Consider the following 2,402-nt stretch of genomic DNA (forward strand, 5'->3'; position numbering starts at 1 on the left):
TTGAACGTCTGGGCTGATATGAAACAAACTGAGTCAAGAAAAGTGGCCAAGTAATACTAAGTTTTGGTTTTTGGCGGATGACCAAAATGCTACTGTCGATACAGAAACCCCGAAATAAGCTACAACGGCCTGCCGCATGAAGCTGTAGCAGAGTTTCGGTGATTGTCCGTCCGAAGGACGACTAGACAATCTGCGAGAGTCTGCCCAACCAAACTACACTGCCGCCTGCTATGCTTTATTGCGGTTTGTTGGTTGCAGTTTTTTATTATAAAATTTCATGAACTTGTTTAAAAATATAATTTCCTTGATTATACTGGCAAAATGAATATGGATTAAAACATTTTATATTATAATCATCTTTCATAATACTTTCAAAACTTGCGAATAGTTGGTTTTGTTCTCGCAGTATTGTTTGCGTTAAACCATAAATAATTGGGAAGATAATTATCATTTCGGATTCAAGTTCTGACAAATTTTGACTCTTGTGCTTATGCTTGTCACATATTCTTTTTGTTATAAAGTTCTTGAATTTCTCTTCTTCGTATTTTTCATTCTCAATTTTAATATTTAAAACTTCTATTAAAAAGGTAGATGATTGGTTAGAAACAACAAAGTCAATAGACTTCCCATTTTGCAAGGTATGTTCATAAGCATCAAAGTTATAGGTTTTACTCAAAGTGATACATGCAGCTAGTTCTCCCATCACGTCTAGTATTGATTGGTCACTGAAATTTAGGATGGAACTTTTAACCAAGTTTCTAAATTTTTTTCCCAATTTCATTTTTAGCCCTTCTCCTAATAAGAAATTTAATGTCTCATATTCAATTCTTATTTGTGTTGAATTATTCTCCGCATGTTCAATCGCTAATTCAAAGAAGCTAGATAAAAAATTAGCTTTTCTTCTTGTTCCGTTATTTTCGTCAACAAATGAATATGCTTTTTTTATAAAATCACCGAACTCCAATTTCGTAATAAATTCGAAAAGGTTTGAACAGTAGATATTGATAAGTGATACACTGTTTTTTACAATGATGTCTATTTCGTTCGAGTCTACTTTTGACATTGTTGAAATTTTATATTTTGAGAAATATTAGGTGTCAGTTTTCGCTTTAACTATAGAATTAGACATCAATACCTTTGTTATAGGGGTAATTCTGACTAACGTAAAAATAAACGTCAGTATTTCAGTGATTCATGATTTTACACTTTCCTTCACATTTCTGATGCATTGATGTCCCCATTCTACGTTAGCTTCAGAAATCAATAAACCTGAAAAATGTTGATTACCTTTATTTTAAATCAATACTATAGGTTTATAGGGGGAATTGCAACCAACGGCCCCACTGCATGGCGTCGTGAGGGATATTATCCTTACGAACTTTTCAAATTGAGCAGAGCCAAAGCGTTGTATTTGTTTTAACTTTTCTTTTAATGCCAAATCAGCGATTTGGCGCTGTTTGCCGAAGCTACGGACTTTCCAAAATACTCGAATCCCGAAATGCGCTATGGCAGCGTGTTGTGTACCGTTTTTCCTTTCACGTTACGGAGTATTAGCATGGCAATACCTATTGTATATAATATTGTATTAACTAAACCATATATTTTAATGAAGAGATTGAATGTTTGCATTGGGTCTAAATTAGAGACTTCGTGCGGTATGTAGTTGTATCCAAAATACATTATCGGTCTTATTAATATTGACAAAACTGAACTTACAAGAAGTAGTATACCGTCAAGAGATTTTTGTTTTATCACATAATAGATAAATACTCCAAGAAGCAATAGTTCTAATGAAAATGAAGTTAGATTAACTACAATATCAACTATATAATTTTCTGTCATTGTTTTAATTAATTTTATTTATTGAAGTCAATTTTTAAAGTTCGGAAGGCAATAAATTCGACCTGAATTTTCTCAATTGTTCCTTTAAGTTCAGCTTTAAAAGTACCTTCGGAATCTGTTTTATATTTTTGGATTGATGTTAGGCCTGATTGGATTGTAACAATAGAAATTAGTGCATTATGCAAAGGTTCTTCTGATTTAGAATCAAACACCTTTCCTATAACGCAAGATTCGTTTAATTTGTGAATGTCCATTGATATTTCCTGCAAGATAACACTGCCGTCACGGTGACCATATCCATAATCAGGTTTCCTATTAACAATTAATTCATTTCGATTATGGTTTTCAACTGTCAATTCAGATAGTGCGGTTAAAGTATTAGCTGATTTACACCCTAAAAGAATAAGAATTAGAGCAAATATTATAGGATTAAATTTCATTATAATGTTGGGTATTCAAATGGCACACAACGGATTGCCGTATGAAGCGGCCCGATGCCTGTATATTTGTTCCTTAATTACACTCAATTGCTGCAGCAAACTGCAACTTTAGAATTACGC

The 2,402-nt window shown here is 32.9% G+C and carries 2 protein-coding genes; both read right to left on the minus strand.

Features of this window, described 5'->3' with window-relative positions:
- Positions 1-265: 265 nt before the first annotated feature.
- Positions 266-1,063, minus strand: a complete 798-nt coding sequence (locus tag ACSX1H_RS19095) for a hypothetical protein (RefSeq protein ID WP_439185853.1) — start codon at positions 1,061-1,063, stop codon at positions 266-268.
- A gap of 793 nt (positions 1,064-1,856) precedes the next feature.
- The gene (locus ACSX1H_RS19100; protein ID WP_439185854.1) at positions 1,857-2,282 is read right to left on the minus strand and encodes a hypothetical protein; all 426 of its coding nucleotides are present in this window, start codon (positions 2,280-2,282) and stop codon (positions 1,857-1,859) included.
- Between the last annotated feature and the right edge of the window lie 120 nt (positions 2,283-2,402).

Source organism: Carboxylicivirga taeanensis, from assembly GCF_051851475.1.
GTDB classification, from domain to species: Bacteria; Bacteroidota; Bacteroidia; order Bacteroidales; family Marinilabiliaceae; genus Carboxylicivirga; species Carboxylicivirga taeanensis.